General features: G+C 47.5%; 18 protein-coding genes. 11 read left to right on the forward strand and 7 right to left on the reverse strand.

The annotated features are described in order from the left end of the window. Positions 1-57 precede the first annotated feature (57 nt). Entirely contained in the window at positions 58-507 is a 450-nt protein-coding gene (fcrX, locus tag EWA64_RS13070; RefSeq protein WP_061894745.1) for a ferric iron uptake transcriptional regulator FcrX, read from the reverse strand. 194 nt (positions 508-701) lie between these two features. Here fcrX and EWA64_RS13075 point away from each other — a divergent pair, with 194 nt between their 5' ends. After that, complete coding sequence (locus tag EWA64_RS13075) at positions 702-1205, forward strand: DUF4442 domain-containing protein (protein WP_061894744.1); 504 nt, start codon at positions 702-704, stop codon at positions 1203-1205. Here EWA64_RS13075 and EWA64_RS13080 read toward each other — a convergent pair. Continuing rightward, positions 1202-2092 carry a LysR family transcriptional regulator gene (locus EWA64_RS13080; protein WP_061894743.1) on the reverse strand — a complete coding sequence of 297 codons (891 nt, stop codon included), beginning with the start codon at positions 2090-2092 and terminating at the stop codon, positions 1202-1204. The genes EWA64_RS13075 and EWA64_RS13080 overlap by 4 nt on opposite strands. 103 nt (positions 2093-2195) lie before the next feature. On the opposite strand from EWA64_RS13080, the gene EWA64_RS13085 reads away from it, so the two are divergent. Both EWA64_RS13085 and EWA64_RS13090 read left to right on the forward strand, forming a co-directional pair. After that, positions 2196-2630 carry a CidA/LrgA family protein gene (locus EWA64_RS13085; RefSeq protein ID WP_391856510.1) on the forward strand — a complete coding sequence of 145 codons (435 nt, stop codon included), beginning with the start codon at positions 2196-2198 and terminating at the stop codon, positions 2628-2630. 13 nt (positions 2631-2643) lie between these two features. Further along, on the forward strand, positions 2644-3333 hold the full coding sequence (locus tag EWA64_RS13090; RefSeq protein ID WP_139045685.1) for an LrgB family protein: 690 nt from the start codon (positions 2644-2646) through the stop codon (positions 3331-3333). Between the two features lie 43 nt (positions 3334-3376). Here the strand turns inward: EWA64_RS13090 and fldA are convergent, their stop codons facing one another. From fldA to EWA64_RS13105, 3 genes are all read right to left on the reverse strand, one after another. Continuing rightward, positions 3377-3910, reverse strand: coding sequence for a flavodoxin FldA (fldA, locus tag EWA64_RS13095; RefSeq protein WP_039424787.1), 534 nt, complete (start codon positions 3908-3910; stop codon positions 3377-3379). Between the two features lie 48 nt (positions 3911-3958). Then, positions 3959-4180: a DUF2788 domain-containing protein gene (locus tag EWA64_RS13100; RefSeq protein WP_061894741.1), complete on the reverse strand. Its 222-nt coding sequence runs from the start codon at positions 4178-4180 to the stop codon at positions 3959-3961. A 112-nt stretch (positions 4181-4292) separates the two neighbouring features. Continuing rightward, positions 4293-5060, reverse strand: coding sequence for an alpha/beta fold hydrolase (locus tag EWA64_RS13105; RefSeq protein ID WP_061894740.1), 768 nt, complete (start codon positions 5058-5060; stop codon positions 4293-4295). A gap of 92 nt (positions 5061-5152) precedes the next feature. Here EWA64_RS13105 and seqA point away from each other — a divergent pair, with 92 nt between their 5' ends. Together seqA and pgm are read left to right on the forward strand one after the other, a co-directional pair. Then, positions 5153-5686 carry a replication initiation negative regulator SeqA gene (gene seqA / locus EWA64_RS13110; protein WP_061894739.1) on the forward strand — a complete coding sequence of 178 codons (534 nt, stop codon included), beginning with the start codon at positions 5153-5155 and terminating at the stop codon, positions 5684-5686. A 90-nt stretch (positions 5687-5776) separates the two neighbouring features. Continuing rightward, a complete protein-coding gene (gene pgm / locus EWA64_RS13115) occupies positions 5777-7423 on the forward strand; it encodes a phosphoglucomutase (alpha-D-glucose-1,6-bisphosphate-dependent) (RefSeq protein ID WP_061894738.1) in 1647 nt (548 codons plus the stop codon). A 107-nt stretch (positions 7424-7530) separates the two neighbouring features. Here pgm and EWA64_RS13120 read toward each other — a convergent pair whose 3' ends face one another. Continuing rightward, positions 7531-8289: a DUF1853 family protein gene (locus EWA64_RS13120; protein WP_061894737.1), complete on the reverse strand. Its 759-nt coding sequence runs from the start codon at positions 8287-8289 to the stop codon at positions 7531-7533. A gap of 92 nt (positions 8290-8381) precedes the next feature. Here EWA64_RS13120 and EWA64_RS13125 point away from each other — a divergent pair, with 92 nt between their 5' ends. Next, a complete protein-coding gene (locus tag EWA64_RS13125) occupies positions 8382-9137 on the forward strand; it encodes a Nif3-like dinuclear metal center hexameric protein (RefSeq protein WP_061894736.1) in 756 nt (251 codons plus the stop codon). Positions 9138-9206: 69 nt separating this feature from the next. Here EWA64_RS13125 and EWA64_RS13130 read toward each other — a convergent pair whose 3' ends face one another. Further along, positions 9207-10496, reverse strand: a complete 1290-nt coding sequence (locus EWA64_RS13130) for a citrate synthase (RefSeq protein ID WP_039424809.1) — start codon at positions 10494-10496, stop codon at positions 9207-9209. Between the two features lie 395 nt (positions 10497-10891). Here EWA64_RS13130 and sdhC point away from each other — a divergent pair, with 395 nt between their 5' ends. The 5 genes from sdhC to sucA all read left to right on the forward strand — a co-directional run bounded on the left by sdhC (position 10892) and on the right by sucA (position 17039). Continuing rightward, the gene (sdhC, locus tag EWA64_RS13135) at positions 10892-11284 is read left to right on the forward strand and encodes a succinate dehydrogenase cytochrome b556 subunit (protein WP_039424811.1); all 393 of its coding nucleotides are present in this window, start codon (positions 10892-10894) and stop codon (positions 11282-11284) included. Further along, positions 11278-11622: a succinate dehydrogenase, hydrophobic membrane anchor protein gene (sdhD, locus tag EWA64_RS13140; protein WP_061894735.1), complete on the forward strand. Its 345-nt coding sequence runs from the start codon at positions 11278-11280 to the stop codon at positions 11620-11622. The genes sdhC and sdhD overlap by 7 nt, the downstream gene beginning before the upstream one ends. Then, positions 11623-13389, forward strand: coding sequence for a succinate dehydrogenase flavoprotein subunit (gene sdhA, locus EWA64_RS13145; protein WP_061894734.1), 1767 nt, complete (start codon positions 11623-11625; stop codon positions 13387-13389). 14 nt (positions 13390-13403) lie between these two features. Next, positions 13404-14114: a succinate dehydrogenase iron-sulfur subunit gene (locus EWA64_RS13150; protein WP_039445506.1), complete on the forward strand. Its 711-nt coding sequence runs from the start codon at positions 13404-13406 to the stop codon at positions 14112-14114. A gap of 102 nt (positions 14115-14216) precedes the next feature. Continuing rightward, complete coding sequence (sucA, locus tag EWA64_RS13155; protein ID WP_061894733.1) at positions 14217-17039, forward strand: 2-oxoglutarate dehydrogenase E1 component; 2823 nt, start codon at positions 14217-14219, stop codon at positions 17037-17039. The last annotated feature ends 18 nt before the right edge of the window (positions 17040-17057 follow it).

The raw sequence follows: 17057 nt of genomic DNA on the forward strand, positions 1-17057 counted from the left end.
CAATGTGTCTAATAAAAAAGCCGACTTTTATTGGTCAGCTTTTATCAACTTTTGCTATCAACTCTTGCGCTTGTGTGCGTCAGGGTTGGTTTTACATGAACCGTCTGCGCATTTACCGTACAAGTATAAACTGTGGTTAGTCAGTTGGACGTTGTACGCGGCGGCGATCTCTTTCTGACGCTCTTCGATGAGGTCATCAGAAAACTCAATCACTTCCCCACAATCAAGACAAACGAGATGGTCGTGATGATGCTGGGTGGAAAGTTCGAAAACCGATTTACCACCTTCAAAGTGATGGCGAGTGACAATACCGGCATCATCGAATTGGTTCAACACCCGATATACTGTCGCAAGACCTATCTCTTCGCCAAGATCAATCAGCTTTTTATAAAGGTCTTCAGCACTGATGTGTTGGCAATCTGGTTGCTGTAGTACTTCTAAAATTTTTAGCCTTGGAAGGGTAACTTTAAGCCCTGCATCCTTAAGCGCTTGGTTGTTGTCTGACATATACTTTCCCGTCGATGATCTGCCGCAGAGTACAGAATTCAATATTCCGATCATTATAGGTGAACCCGTCCTAACAATAAACCACGAACTTCAAAGGGTTACTAGAATCTTTTTGTAAATTGTGGCTGGCTCGCTTATATTGCTCATCAGACCAGTTACAAATTGTTAACAATGGAACTCAAGCAAGGACAGCGATGAACAAGCAACTCGCCAAGATCTATAAACCAGGAGTCGTCAAATTTGCCCTCAATATCTGGCCGCCATTTTGGGGCGCAGGCATACGAATTTTGCGTATTAGCGACGACTTTCGTACCGTCGATATGAAACTTAAACTACGCTGGTGGAATAAAAATGCCAACCGCACCCAATATGGTGGCAGCATTTTTTCTCTCACTGACCCTGTTTACTCACTGATGCTGATGGGCATCTTAGGCGAGGAGTACTATGTGTGGGACAAAGAAGCGAGCATCAATTTTATCAAGCCGGGGCAGAGCGATCTTTTTGCTCAATTCGAGATAACCCAAGCCATGCTGGACGAGATTTATGCCGTAACGCGTCATGGTGACAAGTGCTTTCCCGAGTTTATCATTCATGTCAAAGATGCGAAGGGCTCGGTGGTATCCGAGGTGCATCGTAAGCTGTATGTTCGGAAAAAACCGAAATATCGCGAGCAACTTGAAGAGCAGCAACAGAGTTAGCGATCCGTCGTCAGTACGTAGTCACGACATAGTTGCAGCCAAGCTTCACTGGTTTTTGATAGGTAGCGGTTACGATGCCAAACGACACCTAAACGCCAGTCAATTCCGGGTTGTATTGGTAACACTAATACACCTTCGGTGTGATTTCGTTCGCACAATGGTGCAGGTAAAAAGCACACCCCTGTGCCACTTTTCACCAGTGCGACGAGAAAATCCCACTGACTGCTGCGCGCAGCAACCTGAGGTTCGAATCCTGCTTCATGACAGCGCGAAAAAATGTGCTCACTGAGAGTGAACTCCGATGTGTAAAGGTACAAGGGCTCATTGTAGAGATCGACCCATCGGACATTCTGCTGTGCCTGCCAGTTGCTATTTTCTGGCACAACAGCGTGAATCGGATAGTTGTCCAGTTCAATGCTTTGCAGCTCGCTACTAATCTGTGGTGACAACATGGTCATGGCCACATCGATCTCTCCATTAAGTAAAGCTTGCTCAATTTTACGCCCGCCATACTCAACGACAGTCAGCTCAACGTTTGGGTAGCATTGTCGATATTGGCGAAACAGTCCGGCGTAGAGGTGGCCAACCATAGGGGGGATCCCTAAGCGCAAATGGCCACGTTGTAACTGATCCAGATCCATCAACTCGGCTTCCAGTTCATTCATCTGAGTGAGCACGACTTGGGCTCGCTGATAGACGATCTCACCAGCCTCAGTGAGCCAAAACCGCCTTCCTTCGCGATGCAATAGTGGTTGGCCAAGTTCGCTCTCTAAATTGCGAATCATCTTACTGATGGTTGGCTGGGTAACGAACATTCGCTCGGAAGCCTTAGTGAAGCTTTGCTGTCGCACCAATTCCACAAAATAGCGCAAACCTCTAATGTCCATATCTCCTCGCATAAAAAAGAGTATGCCAAGTTGGCATGAAAATAATAATTTAAAGTCATTTTATGCAGGTTTTGAGCTTGAATACAATGTGATTAATCTCTCTATTTTCAAAGTGAATCACATGGTGAAACTCAAAAATGGCTTAAAAATTTGGCTGCAGGTAGTAATGCTGTCGCTGATCTGGTTTGCGGCGGATACGCTTGTGCGTCTGTTTAACTTGCCACTGCCTGCCAATCTCACTGGCATGCTGCTTTTGCTTCTTTTACTGTTCAGTCGGATGGTCAAGATTGAGTGGCTGCGTCTTGGCGCTAGCTGGCTCTTGGCGGAAATGTTGCTGTTTTTTGTCCCTGCGGTTGTGGTGGTGGTCAACTATCAAGAGATGATGAAGCAAGAGGGGGTGAAAATTGCTTTGGTACTGGTCATCAGCACGTCTCTGGTGATTGCAGTCACCGCTTGGGTGGTGGATAAAACTCATCGCCTAGAGCGCCTTTTAGCCCTACGCAGGCGTCGTGCCTCTTATGTTACAAGAGGGCACTAATATGGAATTGACTATCTCTACTCCCGCTTTGAGTGCAATCTGCTTTGTTTTGACACTTTTGCTCTATTACGCAAGCAAATATCTTTATCGAAGACGGCCTAGCCTATTGTTAATGCCCCTCTTGTTGGCCCCGCTGCTTTTGGTGGTGATGGTGACAGGGTTGCATATTCCTTATCAAACCTATATGGCTGATTCACAGTGGCTACTTTGGTTACTTGGACCTGCGACGGTTGCTTTTGCCATCCCTGTGTACGACAACCGAGTCTTGATTAAGCAGCATTGGCTGTCACTGACAGTGGGTGTGTTGGTGTCGGTGGTTGTCGCGGTCGGCAGTACGGTTGCGTTGGCGCGTTTATTGTCTCTCCCTGAGTTGCTGCAACGCAGTTTAGCAATGCGATCCATTACCACGCCGTTTGCCGTTGAAGCGACCAAAGTCATCGGCGGGCAAAGTGAACTTGCTGCACTGTTTGTCGTCTTGACTGGCGTGATCGGTATGGCTATTGGAGAGATCATTCTGACAAGTTTGGCCATTCGTTCTCGGCTGAGCAAAGGGGCAAGTTTAGGAGCCTCAGCCCATGGCGCGGGTACCGCGAAAGCGTATCAGTTAGGAAGTTCGGAGGGGGTGGTATCCAGTGTGGTCATGATGTTGTCTGGTATGGTGACTGTGCTGCTCGCCCCTTGGATTGGTCACTTGCTTTGGTAAAACGCAAAGCAAAAAAATCCCCTGTCGAAACAGGGGACTGATATCAATCTTCTAGCTCTGCGAGGCACATCTCTTCATAGATCTGCTCAACCCAGTTTTTCACGCGAGACTCGGTCAGTTCTGGCTGACGATCTTCATCGATACAAAGGCCAATGAACTTACTATTGTCGCCTTCAACCAGTGCTTTCGACGCTTCGAACTCATAGCTTTCTGTTGAAGTATGGCCCAAAATCGTACCACCTTTTGACTCAACGATATCGCGTACAGTACCCATAGCGTCACAGAAGTATTCTGCGTAGTCTTCTTGATCGCCACAGCCGAAAATCGCCACCAGCTTGGTTGAGAAGTCAATTTGCTCTAGTTCCGGGAAAAAATCATCCCAGTCACATTGAGCTTCGCCGTAGTACCACGTAGGAATGCCAAGCAGCAGTAGATCGAAATTATCGATGTCTTCTTTGCTGCTCTTTGCAATGTCTTGTACGTGAACGAGTTTTTTACCTAGTTGCTTTTGAATCATCTTAGCAACGGCTTCAGTATTACCTGTGTCGCTACCGAAGAAGATACCTACACTTGCCATAGAGTTTATACCTTTGATTATGTCTGTTGTGGCACGAACCTGACGGATTTAACCCAAACCAGTGCCTTCCCAGCTAAGCTGAATAAGCCCTTTTGCGATAAAACCAGCACAGCCAAGGAAAAGTACTAACCATACAATACGGCGACCAAAAACGGGAACATTGCCTTGCTTCAACACATCTTTAATGGCCATACCAATAAAAAAGAAGATAGACGCAAAAAGAAGGTCGAGTCCAATCGATTCCAGCATGTTCATGTAGTCGTAAAGCATGATGTCCCTTAGTGCCAATTTAGCTTGCGCGCACTATATCACTGTTGGACAACAAAGTTAATGCGCGCAGCACCTACGAAGACCAATAAAATGACGTCACTTTTCTGATTTGTTAACTGACAATAAATTTTCGGATCGCGCGTAAAACTTCTGCTGGTTTTTCAGCATGCAGCCAGTGCCCCGTATTGGCAATCACATGCGCTTTTGCCTGTTTGAATTGCTGTACAACGGCCGTCTGATGCTCATTCTGCAGATAGGGAGAATCCCCCCCTTTGACAAACAGTGTTGGGATCTCGGTCGGTGGGATAGGCTGCCAACCTAGAATGGCATCATAGTTGTTGATCAGTGAGTCAACATTGAAGCGCCAAGCGAGGTGCCCGTCTTGATTGTAAAGCGATTTGGCAAGAAATTGCCTGACCCCATCCAAGGTAATGTGCTCGGCAAGTAAATCAAGCGCTTGGCTGCGATTGGTCGGCTTATGCTGAATCACCGAATGTAACCCTTGGAACACATCGTCATGGCGTCTGACTTGATAGGCGGCTGGTGCCATGTCCAAAACGATGAGCTGTGAGACAATTTGTGGTGCAATTGCGGCCAATTTCATCGCTACCTTGCCTCCCATTGAGTGGCCAATCACGACTGCATGGTCAATCGCAAGTGCCTCCATTGTACTGAGCACATCTTGCGCCATGAGTTGGTAATCATGCTGCGGGCTGTGGAAGGAGAGGCCGTGGTTACGTAGATCCAAACTAAGGACTCGGTGATCTACAATCAGATCTCGGGCAAGCAGGCCAAGGTTACTTAAACTGCCAAATAAGCCGTGAAGTAAAACAATCGTTTGTCCTTCACCTTCAAGTTTGTAGTTGAGCAATGATGACATTTTATCTTATTCGTGATGGGTTTAACGTGGAGTATCCGAAAGGATCTCGTTATAATCCTCCAGAGTTTAAACATTGAGATTGTGAAAAGCGAATGAAAACAATTGAGGTTGATGAGGATCTGTACCGTTTTATTGCAAGTCAAACCCAACACATCGGTGAAAGTGCGTCGGACATTCTACGCCGCTTGTTGAATGTGGACGGTAAACAGGTTGTCATTACACAAGTTGCTGAACCTAAAGGTATTGTAGTTAGCAAAGATGCAGGTAAAGCCTCTAAGGTGGACGGTGTAAAAGAGATGCGCTCGCTGTTGATATCCGACGAGTTTGCCTTATTAACGAAAGCGATTGATCGCTTTATGTTGGTTCTAACGACTTTGCACCGTATCAACCCTGAAAGTTTTGCTCAGGCGACCAAAGTGAAGGGTCGTAAGCGCGTTTACTTTGCCGATAATGAAGCGACGCTGCTGGAAAACGGCAATACCACCAAACCTAAAGCGATTCCACATACGGGTTTTTGGGTCATCACTAACAACAATACCAGTCGCAAACGGCAGATGGTGGAACAGGTGATGACGCATATGGAATTTCAGCCTGATCTAATTGAAAAAGTAACAGGGTCGATATAAGAAACCTGATAGAAGCCTCATAATGCGCACAGTGATGCCGATATTATGAGGCTTTTTTGTTTGATTAATTTTTAAGAAAGGATGTCAATAATGGCTATGCACCCTCGGGCAGGGCAAAAAGCTCTGCAAGAAGATCTTCACAATATTCCTGCTTTGGTCGCTAACTATTTTTTGCTGCAACCGGAAGCTGCCAACCCTGCACATAAAGTTGAGTTTGGTACCTCGGGCCATCGTGGCTGCGCAGATAAATGTACCTTTAATGAACACCACATTTTAGCTATTGCGCAAGCGGTCGCTGAAGTGCGTGCTGAGCAGGGGACCAAAGGCCCACTGTTTATCGGTAAAGACACTCATGCGCTCTCTGAGCCCGCCTTTGCAACGGTTGTGGAAGTGCTGGTGGCCAATGGAGTGCAAGTGATTGTTCAGGCAGAAAATGGCTATACACCGACGCCAGGCATCTCACACGCCATTTTGACCTACAACCAGAAACATGCAGACAAAGCCGATGGCATTGTGATTACGCCATCGCACAATCCGCCGCAAGATGGCGGCATCAAGTACAATCCGGTTCACGGTGGCCCAGCCGAAGGCGAGCTCACACAGGCGATTGAAAATCGTGCCAATCAGTTGATCGCTGAAGGCCTACAAGGTGTGAAGCGTATGCCTTTGCTCGAAGCGAAAGCATCAACACTGTTTGTAGAGCAAGATCTGGTTAAGCCCTACGTGGATGATCTGGTCAATGTGATTGATATGGAAGCGATCCAAAACGCCAATCTCAAGATCGGTGTGGATCCGCTCGGTGGCAGCGGTATTGACTATTGGCGCCAAATCGCTAAAGCGTACAATCTCAATCTCACCTTGGTGAGCGAAGCGATAGATCCATCTTTCCAGTTCATGTCTCTCGACAAAGATGGCGTGGTGCGTATGGATTGCTCTTCACCTTACGCGATGGCTGGTCTACTGGCGTTGAAAGACGACTACGATCTGGCGTTTGGTAATGACCCAGACTACGATCGTCACGGTATTGTCACGCCAAAAGGCTTGATGAATCCTAACCACTTCTTAGCGGTGTGTATTGACTATTTATACCGCCATCGTCAAGGCTGGGCGGTGGATGTCGCAGTCGGCAAAACACTCGTTTCCAGTGCGATGATTGACCGCGTGGTGGCTGATCTTGGCCGTGAGCTGTGTGAAGTGCCCGTGGGCTTTAAGTGGTTTGTGGATGGTCTCTATAACGGCAAGTTCGGATTTGGTGGTGAAGAGAGCGCTGGTGCTTCTTTCCTACGTAAAGATGGTACGCCTTGGTCAACCGACAAAGATGGCATCATTTTGTGTTTATTAGCGGCTGAAATCACGGCTGTGACGGGCAAGAACCCGCAGCAGTACTATGAAGAGCTCGCAGCCAAGCATGGTGAATCACAGTATAGCCGTATTCAAGCAGTGGCAAATGGCCCGCAGAAAGACGTTCTCAAGAAACTGTCTGCTGAAATGGTTAGTGCAACAACGTTGGCTGGTGATGAGATTACCGCGCGTTTAACTCATGCGCCAGGTAATGGTGCGGCCATTGGTGGCCTGAAAGTGACTACCGCAAATGGCTGGTTTGCCGCTCGCCCATCAGGCACAGAAGATATCTACAAGATTTACTGTGAAAGCTTTAAAGGCGCAGAGCACCTGAAGAAAATCGAAGCCGAAGCGCAGCAGATCGTCAATCAAGTCTTTGCTGACGCAGGTTTATAAGCTGCAACCTACTTGCCTCTATATCAACCCCAGAGCCCAGCTCTGGGGTTTTTGTTACCAGCACATCAGCATAGAGAATCTCCACTCGGTGGGATCAATCCGCATGCTTATCCATGCGGCCAGTTGTCTGGGACGATAAACCAGAATTGACCATTTTGGCTTTGGGCGTGGATAAAGCGTTTTTGCGGTTTTTCGACTGAGGGTGCATCAGCCGCCGCCATGCCTCCGGCCGCCCAATCCGCTTTCGATAACTCATACAGTGGTTGGTTGATTTGCGGCCATTGGTGGGCGAAACACCAATAACCAGCGATAGTGTCTGGGTTGATTGGATGGCCAAGACAATGGGACGGTATGTCTTGTGGCAAAAAAGGGTTAATGTACAAACGGCCTTGCATGAGTAAGCGTGGTTGGCAGTGTTGATACTGTTCGTATTGTTGCAAAAAAGCCGTCGAACAGCTCATCTTAAGCTGATGATTGAGCATGTGAGCGAGTTTTTTGTCCAAGCGATCTTGGGTGTTGGGGCCATACCATTTGCCATCCAGTAGCAGATAAAACTTAATCGCTACTTCCCAGTGCTCAAATTGACCACTTTCTCGGTTAAGCAAAAGAAAATCTAACGCACCAAGCGTCTTCCCATTGCTTTGAAGTTGTACTTCTTCGAGCTCAATCTGGTATTGGGGCGAATGTTGCAACAGTTTTGAGCACAGGTACTGATAGAGAAAACCAAGCCGAGCATTTCCTTGATAAGGCTCGATATCGTTTGGCACCGTGGTGTTTAAGTGGGAGACGCTGACAAAAGGTAAGCGGGTCTCAAATAACGAAGGTGAGGAGGTAATCCATTGATAAAATCGCGTAACAGAGCTCATCGTTGATCCACAATGTCGATATTTAGCCACCATTGTATTGCTTATTGGCTTGAGTATACACTTTGCGGTGAAGACAAAATTTGGATATGAAGATGAACAACTTAGAACTGGAAAAAATTCTTAACGATAAGCTTTCCGCATCGCTAATCAAAGATTACTGCCCAAATGGTTTACAGGTGGAAGGAAAAGCGGAAATCCGCAAAGTGATCACTGGCGTAACCGCTTCTCAAGCTTTGATAGAGCAAGCTGTCGAGAAAGGCGCCGACGCCCTGTTAGTCCACCATGGCTATTTTTGGAAAGGCGAGCCAGAGCCCATTCGAGGTATGAAAGGAAATCGCATTCGCACTCTAATGCGACACGACATCAATCTATTGGCTTATCACTTGCCACTCGATATCCATCCACAACTAGGCAACAATGCACAACTAGCTAACCTACTCGATATCGAAGTAGAAGGTGGATTAGAAGGGCACGCCCAATCTGTGGCGATGTTCGGCCGTTTGCGACAAGCGATGAGCGCTGAAGCGTTGGCGGACAAGATCACGCGAGTTCTATCTCGTCAGCCACTGCATATTGCATCAGAACGCGGACAACGCATTGAAACGATTGGCTGGTGTACTGGTGGTGGGCAAGATTTTATTGAACTGGCCGCTCAGCGGGGGTTGGATGCTTATCTTTCTGGAGAAGTTTCAGAGCGCACCACCTACAGCGCGCGTGAAATGGGGATTCACTACTTTTCGGCTGGGCATCATGCTACCGAACGTTATGGTATTAAAGCCCTAGGCGAGTGGCTCGCACAGGAGTACGGTTTAGACGTTGAATTCATCGATATCGACAATCCGGTATAAAGTGGTGGAACGGTCAAAAAGAGAAAGGGTTGAGACTTACATCTCAACCCTTTATTTTTAGTTAATCGGTTATTGGCGCTCGTGCATAGGTTTGAAATCGCGCTGCTCTTCACCAGTATAGAGCTGGCGAGGACGGCCAATACGATTGAGTGGATCGCTGTGCATTTCGTTCCAATGCGCAATCCAGCCAATAGTGCGCGAGATGGCGAAAATAACGGTAAACATTGAGACAGGAATACCGATCGCTTTGAGAATAATGCCTGAGTAGAAGTCGACGTTCGGATACAACTTCTTAGAGACGAAGTATTCGTCTGACAGGGCAATACGCTCTAGCTCCATCGCGACATCCAATAGTGGATCTTTGATGTTGAGCTCTTTTAGCACTTCGTGACAGGTTTCACGCATCACGGTTGCACGTGGGTCGTAATTCTTATACACGCGGTGACCAAAGCCCATCAAACGGAACGGGTCGTCCTTGTCTTTAGCACGTTCCACGTACATTGGGATGTTATCGACTGAACCAATTTCTTCCAACATCTTCAGACACGCTTCATTAGCACCACCGTGAGCAGGACCCCAGAGAGAAGCAATACCTGCGGCAATACACGCGAACGGGTTTGCGCCCGAAGAGCCTGCGAGACGCACGGTTGAAGTTGAAGCGTTTTGTTCGTGATCTGCATGCAGAGTAAAGATTTTATCCATTGCACGCGCGACAACGGGGTTGACTTCGTACTCTTCACATGGATTTGCAAACATCATGTGCAGGAAGTTTTCCGCGTAAGTCAGGTCGTTGCGTGGATAGATGAAAGGCTGACCAATCGAATATTTGTAACACATGGCCGCCAGCGTTGGCATTTTAGACAGTAGACGATAAGCAGTAATTTCTCGATGCAGATCATTATTAATGTCTAAAGAGTCATGATAGAAGGCTGCCAGAGCGCCGACCACACCACACATCACCGCCATTGGGTGAGCGTCACGACGGAAGCCATGGAAGAAGCTGGCAATCTGTTCGTGCACCATAGTGTGACGTGTCACGGTTGTTCTGAATTTCTCGTATTCCTCACGTGTAGGGGCTTCACCGTAAAGTAGAATATAACAAACCTCTAAGTAATCAGCGTTGTTAGCTAACTGATCAATAGGGAACCCACGGTGCAAAAGAATCCCTTTGCCGCCGTCGATGTATGTTATTTGCGATTCACAAGATGCAGTGGCAAGAAAACCGGGGTCAAATGTGAAATAGCCGTTTGCTCCCAGTGTACGAACGTCAATTACAGGGGTACCTAGTGCACCTTCCATAATTGGCAGTTCGATTGGCGCTTTGCCTTCGATGTGAAGGGTAGCTTTCTTATCTGCCATAACAATCTCCTTTGTTTATTATTTAATCCGTCCAGGATGTTTGTGTGCCATTTTTGTACTGGTGTTAAGGATTAAAGTCAATTGTTCTGCCTTTTTGTGTGCACTCAATATGATTTTTTACATAAAAATCGTTAAAAATCTGTTCTGTGTAGCATAATTTGTTACATCAATTGTATTAGAATGTTGCCAGCCGTATAGTGGCGCAGAAATTTTTGGTTAAATCCTTATAAATTCGGGGCTAGAAACAAAGGTGAGGTGTTTTTTTTAGTCTCGTTGTTAACAAGAATTTTACATTTAAGTCGCTTATATGTCGCGGTTGGTGTTAAATAAATGTTAACTTTTGTGGGGTTGAGAGCCAAAATTCGTTAATAACAATAAATGCTCAATGGAGCTGAGTGAGCAAGCCCGTGAAAGAAAGAAAGTCAAGACCTGTTAATTTAGATTTGCAGACCATTCGCTTTCCTATCACAGCAATCGCATCCATCCTGCATCGTGTATCTGGGGTGATTACGTTTGTCGCGGTAGGCATACTGCTATGGTTACTATCCATTTCCCTATCATCCCCTGTCGGATTCATGCAAGCGAGCGACATCGTCGACAGCTTTATCGTGAAATTCGTGTTGTGGGGCATCCTAACTGCATTGGCCTACCACATTGCTGGCGGCATTCGTCATCTCATGATGGATCTTGGTCATTTTGAAGAGCTTGAATCTGGTGCCATGAGTGCCAAGGTTGCATTCGGCGCAACAGCCGTGCTTTCAGTTTTGGCGGGGATCTTAGTATGGTAAAACACATTTCCTCATTTGGTCGTAACGGGGTGCACGATTTCCTCCTGATTCGTGCTACGGCCATCATAATGACACTCTATACAATTTATCTGGTGAGCTTTTGTGCTTTCACGGATATCTCTTACGCATCCTGGACTCAATTTTTTGGTGGTACTTTTACTAAGGTTTTCACCATGCTGGCATTGGTCTGTGTACTGATTCATGCCTGGATTGGTTTATGGCAGGTTCTGACTGATTACATCAAATGCGCTAAATTGCGTGGTGGCCTTCAGTTAGCCGTTATTGCCGTGCTGTTCGGATATTTCTTCTCTGGTCTATTTGTCTTGTGGGGTGCGTAAGTGTCTATTCCAGTTCGTGAGTTTGACGCCGTAGTAATCGGCGCAGGTGGTGCAGGTATGCGCGCTGCACTACAAATTTCAGAGCAAGGCCTAACTTGTGCGTTGCTGTCAAAAGTGTTTCCTACTCGTTCTCATACCGTTTCAGCTCAGGGTGGTATTACGGTTGCACTAGGAAACTCACACAAAGATGATTGGCAGTGGCACATGTATGACACGGTTAAAGGTTCCGACTACATCGGTGACCAAAATGCCATTGAGTACATGTGTAAAAACGGTCCTGAGTCGGTGATTGAGCTAGAGAAAATGGGGTTGCCCTTCTCTCGCTTTGAAAACGGCTCTATCTATCAGCGCCCCTTTGGTGGTCAGTCCAAAGAGTTCGGTGGTGAGCAAGCAGCTCGTACTGCCGCCGCCGCTGACCGTACTGGTCACGCTTTGCTGCATACGCTTTATCAACAAAACGTAAAACATAAAACTACCATTTTTTCAGAATGGTATGCGCTTGACCTGGTGAAAAATCAAGATGGCGCTATCTTAGGCTGTACAGCACTGTGCATGGAAACGGGCGAAATTTGTTATTTCAAAGCCAAAGCGACCGTGTTAGCAACAGGCGGGGCAGGCCGTATTTACGCATCAACTACTAACGCACACATCAACACGGGCGATGGTGTGGGTATGGCACTTCGTGCTGGAGTACAGATGCAAGACATGGAAATGTGGCAATTTCACCCAACGGGTATCGCTGGCGCAGGTGTTTTGGTTACGGAAGGCTGTCGTGGCGAAGGTGGTTACCTTCTCAATAAAGATGGTGAGCGTTTCATGGAACGTTATGCACCAAATGCAAAAGACTTGGCTGGCCGTGATGTGGTTGCGCGTTCGATGATGATTGAAATCCGTGAAGGTCGTGGTTGTGACGGCCCTTGGGGTCCACATATCAAGTTGAAGCTCGATCACTTGGGCAAAGATGTACTTGAATCACGTCTGCCTGGTATCTGTGAGCTTTCTCGTACTTTTGCTCACGTCGATCCCGTGAAAGAACCGATTCCAGTTATCCCAACCTGTCACTACATGATGGGTGGTGTACCAACTCAAGTGTCTGGCCAAGCGATTAAACAGCTGGCTGATGGCCGTGAAGAAGAAGTTCAAGGACTGTTTGCTTGCGGTGAAATTGCTTCTGTATCGGTACACGGTGCGAACCGTTTAGGCGGTAACTCGCTACTCGACCTTGTGGTCTTTGGCCGTGCAACGGGTCTTCACTTAGGCGAAACGTTGGCAGCACAAGCAGAAGCGCGCCCAGCGACTGCTTCTGACGTCGAAGCGTCACTTTCTCGCTACATGCGTTGGGAAAACAGCACCGGTGGCGAAGATCCAGTGCAAATCCGTAAAGATCTACAACGCTGTATGCAAAATAGCTTCTCGGTATTCCGTGAAGGTGAAGCCATGGCGCAAGGTTTAGAAGAGCTGAAAGTGATTCGTGAACGTTTGAAAAATGCCCATCTGTCAGACAAGTCTACCGAGTTCAACACGCAGCGTATTGAGTGTTTAGAGCTAGATAACTTGATGGAAACAGCATTCTCAACGGCAGTAGCAGCAAACTATCGTACTGAAAGTCGTGGTGCTCACGCTCGTTTCGACTACCCAGATCGTGACGATGAAAACTGGCTATACCACTCTATCTACAATCCGGAAACTGAACAGATGACCAAGCGTGACGTAAACATGTCTCCAGTTCATCGTGATGCTTTCCCACCGAAAGTACGTACATACTAAGGGAGGACTAAAAAATGAAATTGAACTTCTCTGTGTATCGTTACAATCCGGATGTCGATAGTAAGCCGTACATGAAAGAGTACACGCTGGATGTGGAAGATGGTTCTGACATGATGGTGTTGGATGCGCTGATCCTATTGAAAGAGCAAGATCCAACACTAGCATTTCGCCGCTCTTGTCGCGAAGGCGTGTGTGGTTCTGACGGTTTGAATATGAACGGCAAAAACGGCTTGGCGTGTATCACTCCGCTGTCGGCTTTGGGCGGTGGCAAGCTGATTATTCGACCACTACCGGGTTTGCCTGTAGTGCGCGATCTTATCGTTGACATGACACAGTTCTACGATAACTATGCGAAAGTTAAGCCATTCTTGATCGATGACGGTGCGTTGCCACCTTCTCGCGAGAATCTGCAATCTCCAGAAGAGCGTGCACATTTGGATGGTTTGTACGAATGTATCATGTGTGCATGTTGTACAACATCTTGCCCATCATTCTGGTGGAACCCGGACAAATTTATTGGTCCGGCAGGTCTTTTGGCTGCATATCGTTGGTTGATTGATAGTCGCGATACTGCAACAGATGAACGTCTGTCCAATCTTGATGACGCATTTAGCGTTTTTCGTTGCCATGGCATCATGAATTGTGTAAGTGTTTGTCCTAAGGGACTAAACCCAACAAAAGCCATTGGTCACATCAAAACAATGTTGGTCAATCGTTCGGTTTAATAGATAAAAATTGCCGGCTAACTCTTAACCAGATTTAGCCGGCTCTTATAGTAGCTCGGCGCAGACCGAAGCAAACGTGAAAACTACTGGTTAAGGGAAAATATGCACAACGGCGTGATGAAGGCGTGGCTCGAGTCTTCACACTTGGCTGGCGCCAATGCAATGTATGTAGAGGACCTCTACGAACTGTATCTAAGTGATCCCGATCTGGTAAGTGAGGAGTGGAAACGTGTTTTTGATGAGTTGCCCAAGCACTCTGAAGTGGCTGAACAGCCGCACTCACGTGTCCGTGACTACTTCCGACGACTCGCTCAAGAAACAAAGCATTACAGTGTCCAGGTCAGTGATCCAGATGTCGATGCTAAGCAAGTAAAAGTACTACAGCTGATAAATGCCTACCGCTTCCGCGGCCATGAAGCAGCTCAGTTAGACCCCCTAGGGTTATGGCAACGTCCTCAAGTGGCGGAGCTCGATCCTGCATTCCACAATCTCACCCCAGATGACTTCGAAGAGACATTCAACGTAGGTTCTTTTGCCATTGGCCAAGAGACCATGCAGTTGAAAGACATCTATAATGCCCTGAAAAAAACCTATTGTGGTTCGATTGGTGCAGAATACATGCACATGACCGACACAGAGCAAAAACGTTGGATTCAGCAACGTCTTGAGTCTGTTATCGGCCAGCCTTCCTTCGAAAAAGAAGAAAAAATCACATTCCTGGAAGAGCTGACCGCAGCAGAAGGTCTCGAGCGCTACCTTGGCGCAAAATTCCCCGGTGCAAAACGCTTCTCTTTGGAAGGCGGCGACGCCATGATCCCAATGATGAAAGAGTTGATTCGTCATGCGGGTAAAAGCGGTATGCGTGAAGTGGTTATTGGTATGGCTCACCGAGGCCGTCTCAATATGCTGGTTAACGTTTTGGGTAAGAAACCACAAGATCTGTTTGACGAGTTTGCCGGCAAACACGGCGAAAGCTGGGGAACGGGTGATGTGAAGTATCACCAAGGTTTCTCAGCGGATTTTGCCACGCCCGGCGGTGATGTGCACCTCGCCTTGGCGTTTAACCCGTCTCACTTGGAAATTGTAAACCCAGTGGTGATGGGCTCTGTACGTGCTCGTCAGGATCGCCTCGGCGATGAAGACGGCAGTAAAGTTCTTCCTATCACGATTCATGGCGACTCGGCGATTGCAGGACAGGGTGTGGTGGCAGAGACGTTCAACATGTCTCAAGCCCGTGGTTACTGTGTTGGTGGTACTGTTCGTGTGGTTGTCAACAACCAAGTCGGTTTCACAACGTCAAACCCACGTGATACGCGTTCTACCATGTACTGTACCGATATTGCCAAGATGGTACAGGCACCGATTTTCCACGTTAATGCTGACGATCCAGAAGCTGTCGCTTTTGTGACACGTATTGCTTTGGATTACCGCAACGAGTTTAAACGCGACGTTGTGATTGACCTTGTTTGTTATCGTCGCCATGGTCACAACGAAGCTGACGAGCCGAATGCCACTCAGCCTTTGATGTACCAAAAAATTAAGAAGCACCCAACACCGCGTAAACTGTATGCAGACGTACTGATTGATCGTAACGAGTGCGAGATTGAAACCGCAACCCAAATGGTCAACGAGTATCGTGATGCACTCGATCGCGGTGAAGTAGTGGTGAAAGAGTGGCGTCCGATGGCTCTGCATTCTGTAGACTGGTCACCTTACCTTGGTCACGACTGGGAAACTCCTTGGGCAAACGTATTCGATAAAAAACGTTTAGTCGAACTAGGACGACGTCTATGCCAATACCCAGAAAGTCATGTTTTGCAAAGTCGAGTGAGTAAACTCTACAGTGATCGTATCGCGATGATTGAAGGGGAGAAAGAGTTCGATTGGGGAATGGCAGAGACGCTTGCCTATGCGACTTTACTCGACGACGGAAAACGTATTCGTATTTCTGGTCAAGATTCAGGTCGTGGTACCTTCTTCCATCGTCACTCTGTACTTCACAATCAAACCGACGCCAGTACTTACATCCCATTGGCAAACATTCACGACAAACAAGGCCCATTTGAGGTGCTTGACTCTGTGTTGTCGGAAGAAGCGGTGCTGGCATTTGAATACGGTTATGCAACGGCAGAACCGGGCGGCTTGACCATCTGGGAAGCGCAGTTCGGTGATTTCGCCAACGGCGCCCAAGTTGTGATTGACCAATTCATCTCTTCTGGTGAGCAGAAGTGGGCCCGTTTGTGTGGTTTGACTATGTTGCTGCCACACGGTTATGAAGGCCAAGGCCCTGAACACTCTTCAGCCCGTTTGGAACGTTACCTACAGTTATGCGCCGAGCAGAACATGCAAGTGGTCGTACCATCAACGCCTGCACAGGTCTATCACATGATTCGCCGTCAGGTGGTTCGCCCTATGCGTCGTCCACTGATTGTGATGTCACCGAAGTCGCTGCTGCGTCATCCGTTGTGTACATCGACACTAGACGATCTCGCCAATGGCAGCTTCTTGCCTGCGATTCCGGAAATTGACAGCCTTGATCCTACTAAGGTCAAACGAGTCGTTTTCTGTTCAGGTAAGGTCTATTTTGATCTTTTGGAACAACGTCGCAGTAGTGAGCAAGACGATGTGGCGATTGTCCGTATCGAGCAACTTTATCCGTTCCCGCAGGAACAGGTCAAAGAGGCGATTGCGCCATACGTTAACGTTGAAGATTTCGTATGGTGTCAGGAAGAGCCTCAAAACCAAGGCGCTTGGTACTGCAGTCAACACAATTTCCGCGCGGCCATTCCAGCCGGTGCAGATCTAAAATACGCCGGCCGCCCGGCTTCTGCTTCACCAGCAGTAGGCTATATGTCGGTGCACTTGAAACAGCAGAAAGCGTTGATTGAAGACGCTCTGAACGTGAATGGAAAAACTTCGGATTAAGAACTAGAAGTGAAAGGA

It is taken from the genome of Vibrio cidicii (assembly GCF_009665415.1).
Lineage (GTDB): Bacteria > Pseudomonadota > Gammaproteobacteria > Enterobacterales > Vibrionaceae > Vibrio > Vibrio cidicii.

Excerpts from the sequence above, each read along its gene's own strand:
- fcrX (WP_061894745.1), bottom strand. The coding sequence starts at position 507 with ATGTCAGACAACAACCAAGCGCTTAAGGATGCAGGGCTTAAAGTTACC.
- EWA64_RS13075 (WP_061894744.1), top strand. The coding sequence starts at position 702 with ATGAACAAGCAACTCGCCAAGATCTATAAACCAGGAGTCGTCAAATTT.
- EWA64_RS13080 (WP_061894743.1), bottom strand. The coding sequence starts at position 2,092 with ATGGACATTAGAGGTTTGCGCTATTTTGTGGAATTGGTGCGACAGCAA.
- fldA (WP_039424787.1), bottom strand. The coding sequence starts at position 3,910 with ATGGCAAGTGTAGGTATCTTCTTCGGTAGCGACACAGGTAATACTGAA.
- EWA64_RS13100 (WP_061894741.1), bottom strand. The coding sequence starts at position 4,180 with ATGCTTTACGACTACATGAACATGCTGGAATCGATTGGACTCGACCTT.
- EWA64_RS13105 (WP_061894740.1), bottom strand. The coding sequence starts at position 5,060 with ATGTCATCATTGCTCAACTACAAACTTGAAGGTGAAGGACAAACGATT.
- seqA (WP_061894739.1), top strand. The coding sequence starts at position 5,153 with ATGAAAACAATTGAGGTTGATGAGGATCTGTACCGTTTTATTGCAAGT.
- pgm (WP_061894738.1), top strand. The coding sequence starts at position 5,777 with ATGGCTATGCACCCTCGGGCAGGGCAAAAAGCTCTGCAAGAAGATCTT.
- EWA64_RS13120 (WP_061894737.1), bottom strand. The coding sequence starts at position 8,289 with ATGAGCTCTGTTACGCGATTTTATCAATGGATTACCTCCTCACCTTCG.
- EWA64_RS13125 (WP_061894736.1), top strand. The coding sequence starts at position 8,382 with ATGAACAACTTAGAACTGGAAAAAATTCTTAACGATAAGCTTTCCGCA.
- EWA64_RS13130 (WP_039424809.1), bottom strand. The coding sequence starts at position 10,496 with ATGGCAGATAAGAAAGCTACCCTTCACATCGAAGGCAAAGCGCCAATC.
- sdhD (WP_061894735.1), top strand. The coding sequence starts at position 11,278 with ATGGTAAAACACATTTCCTCATTTGGTCGTAACGGGGTGCACGATTTC.
- EWA64_RS13150 (WP_039445506.1), top strand. The coding sequence starts at position 13,404 with ATGAAATTGAACTTCTCTGTGTATCGTTACAATCCGGATGTCGATAGT.
- sucA (WP_061894733.1), top strand. The coding sequence starts at position 14,217 with ATGCACAACGGCGTGATGAAGGCGTGGCTCGAGTCTTCACACTTGGCT.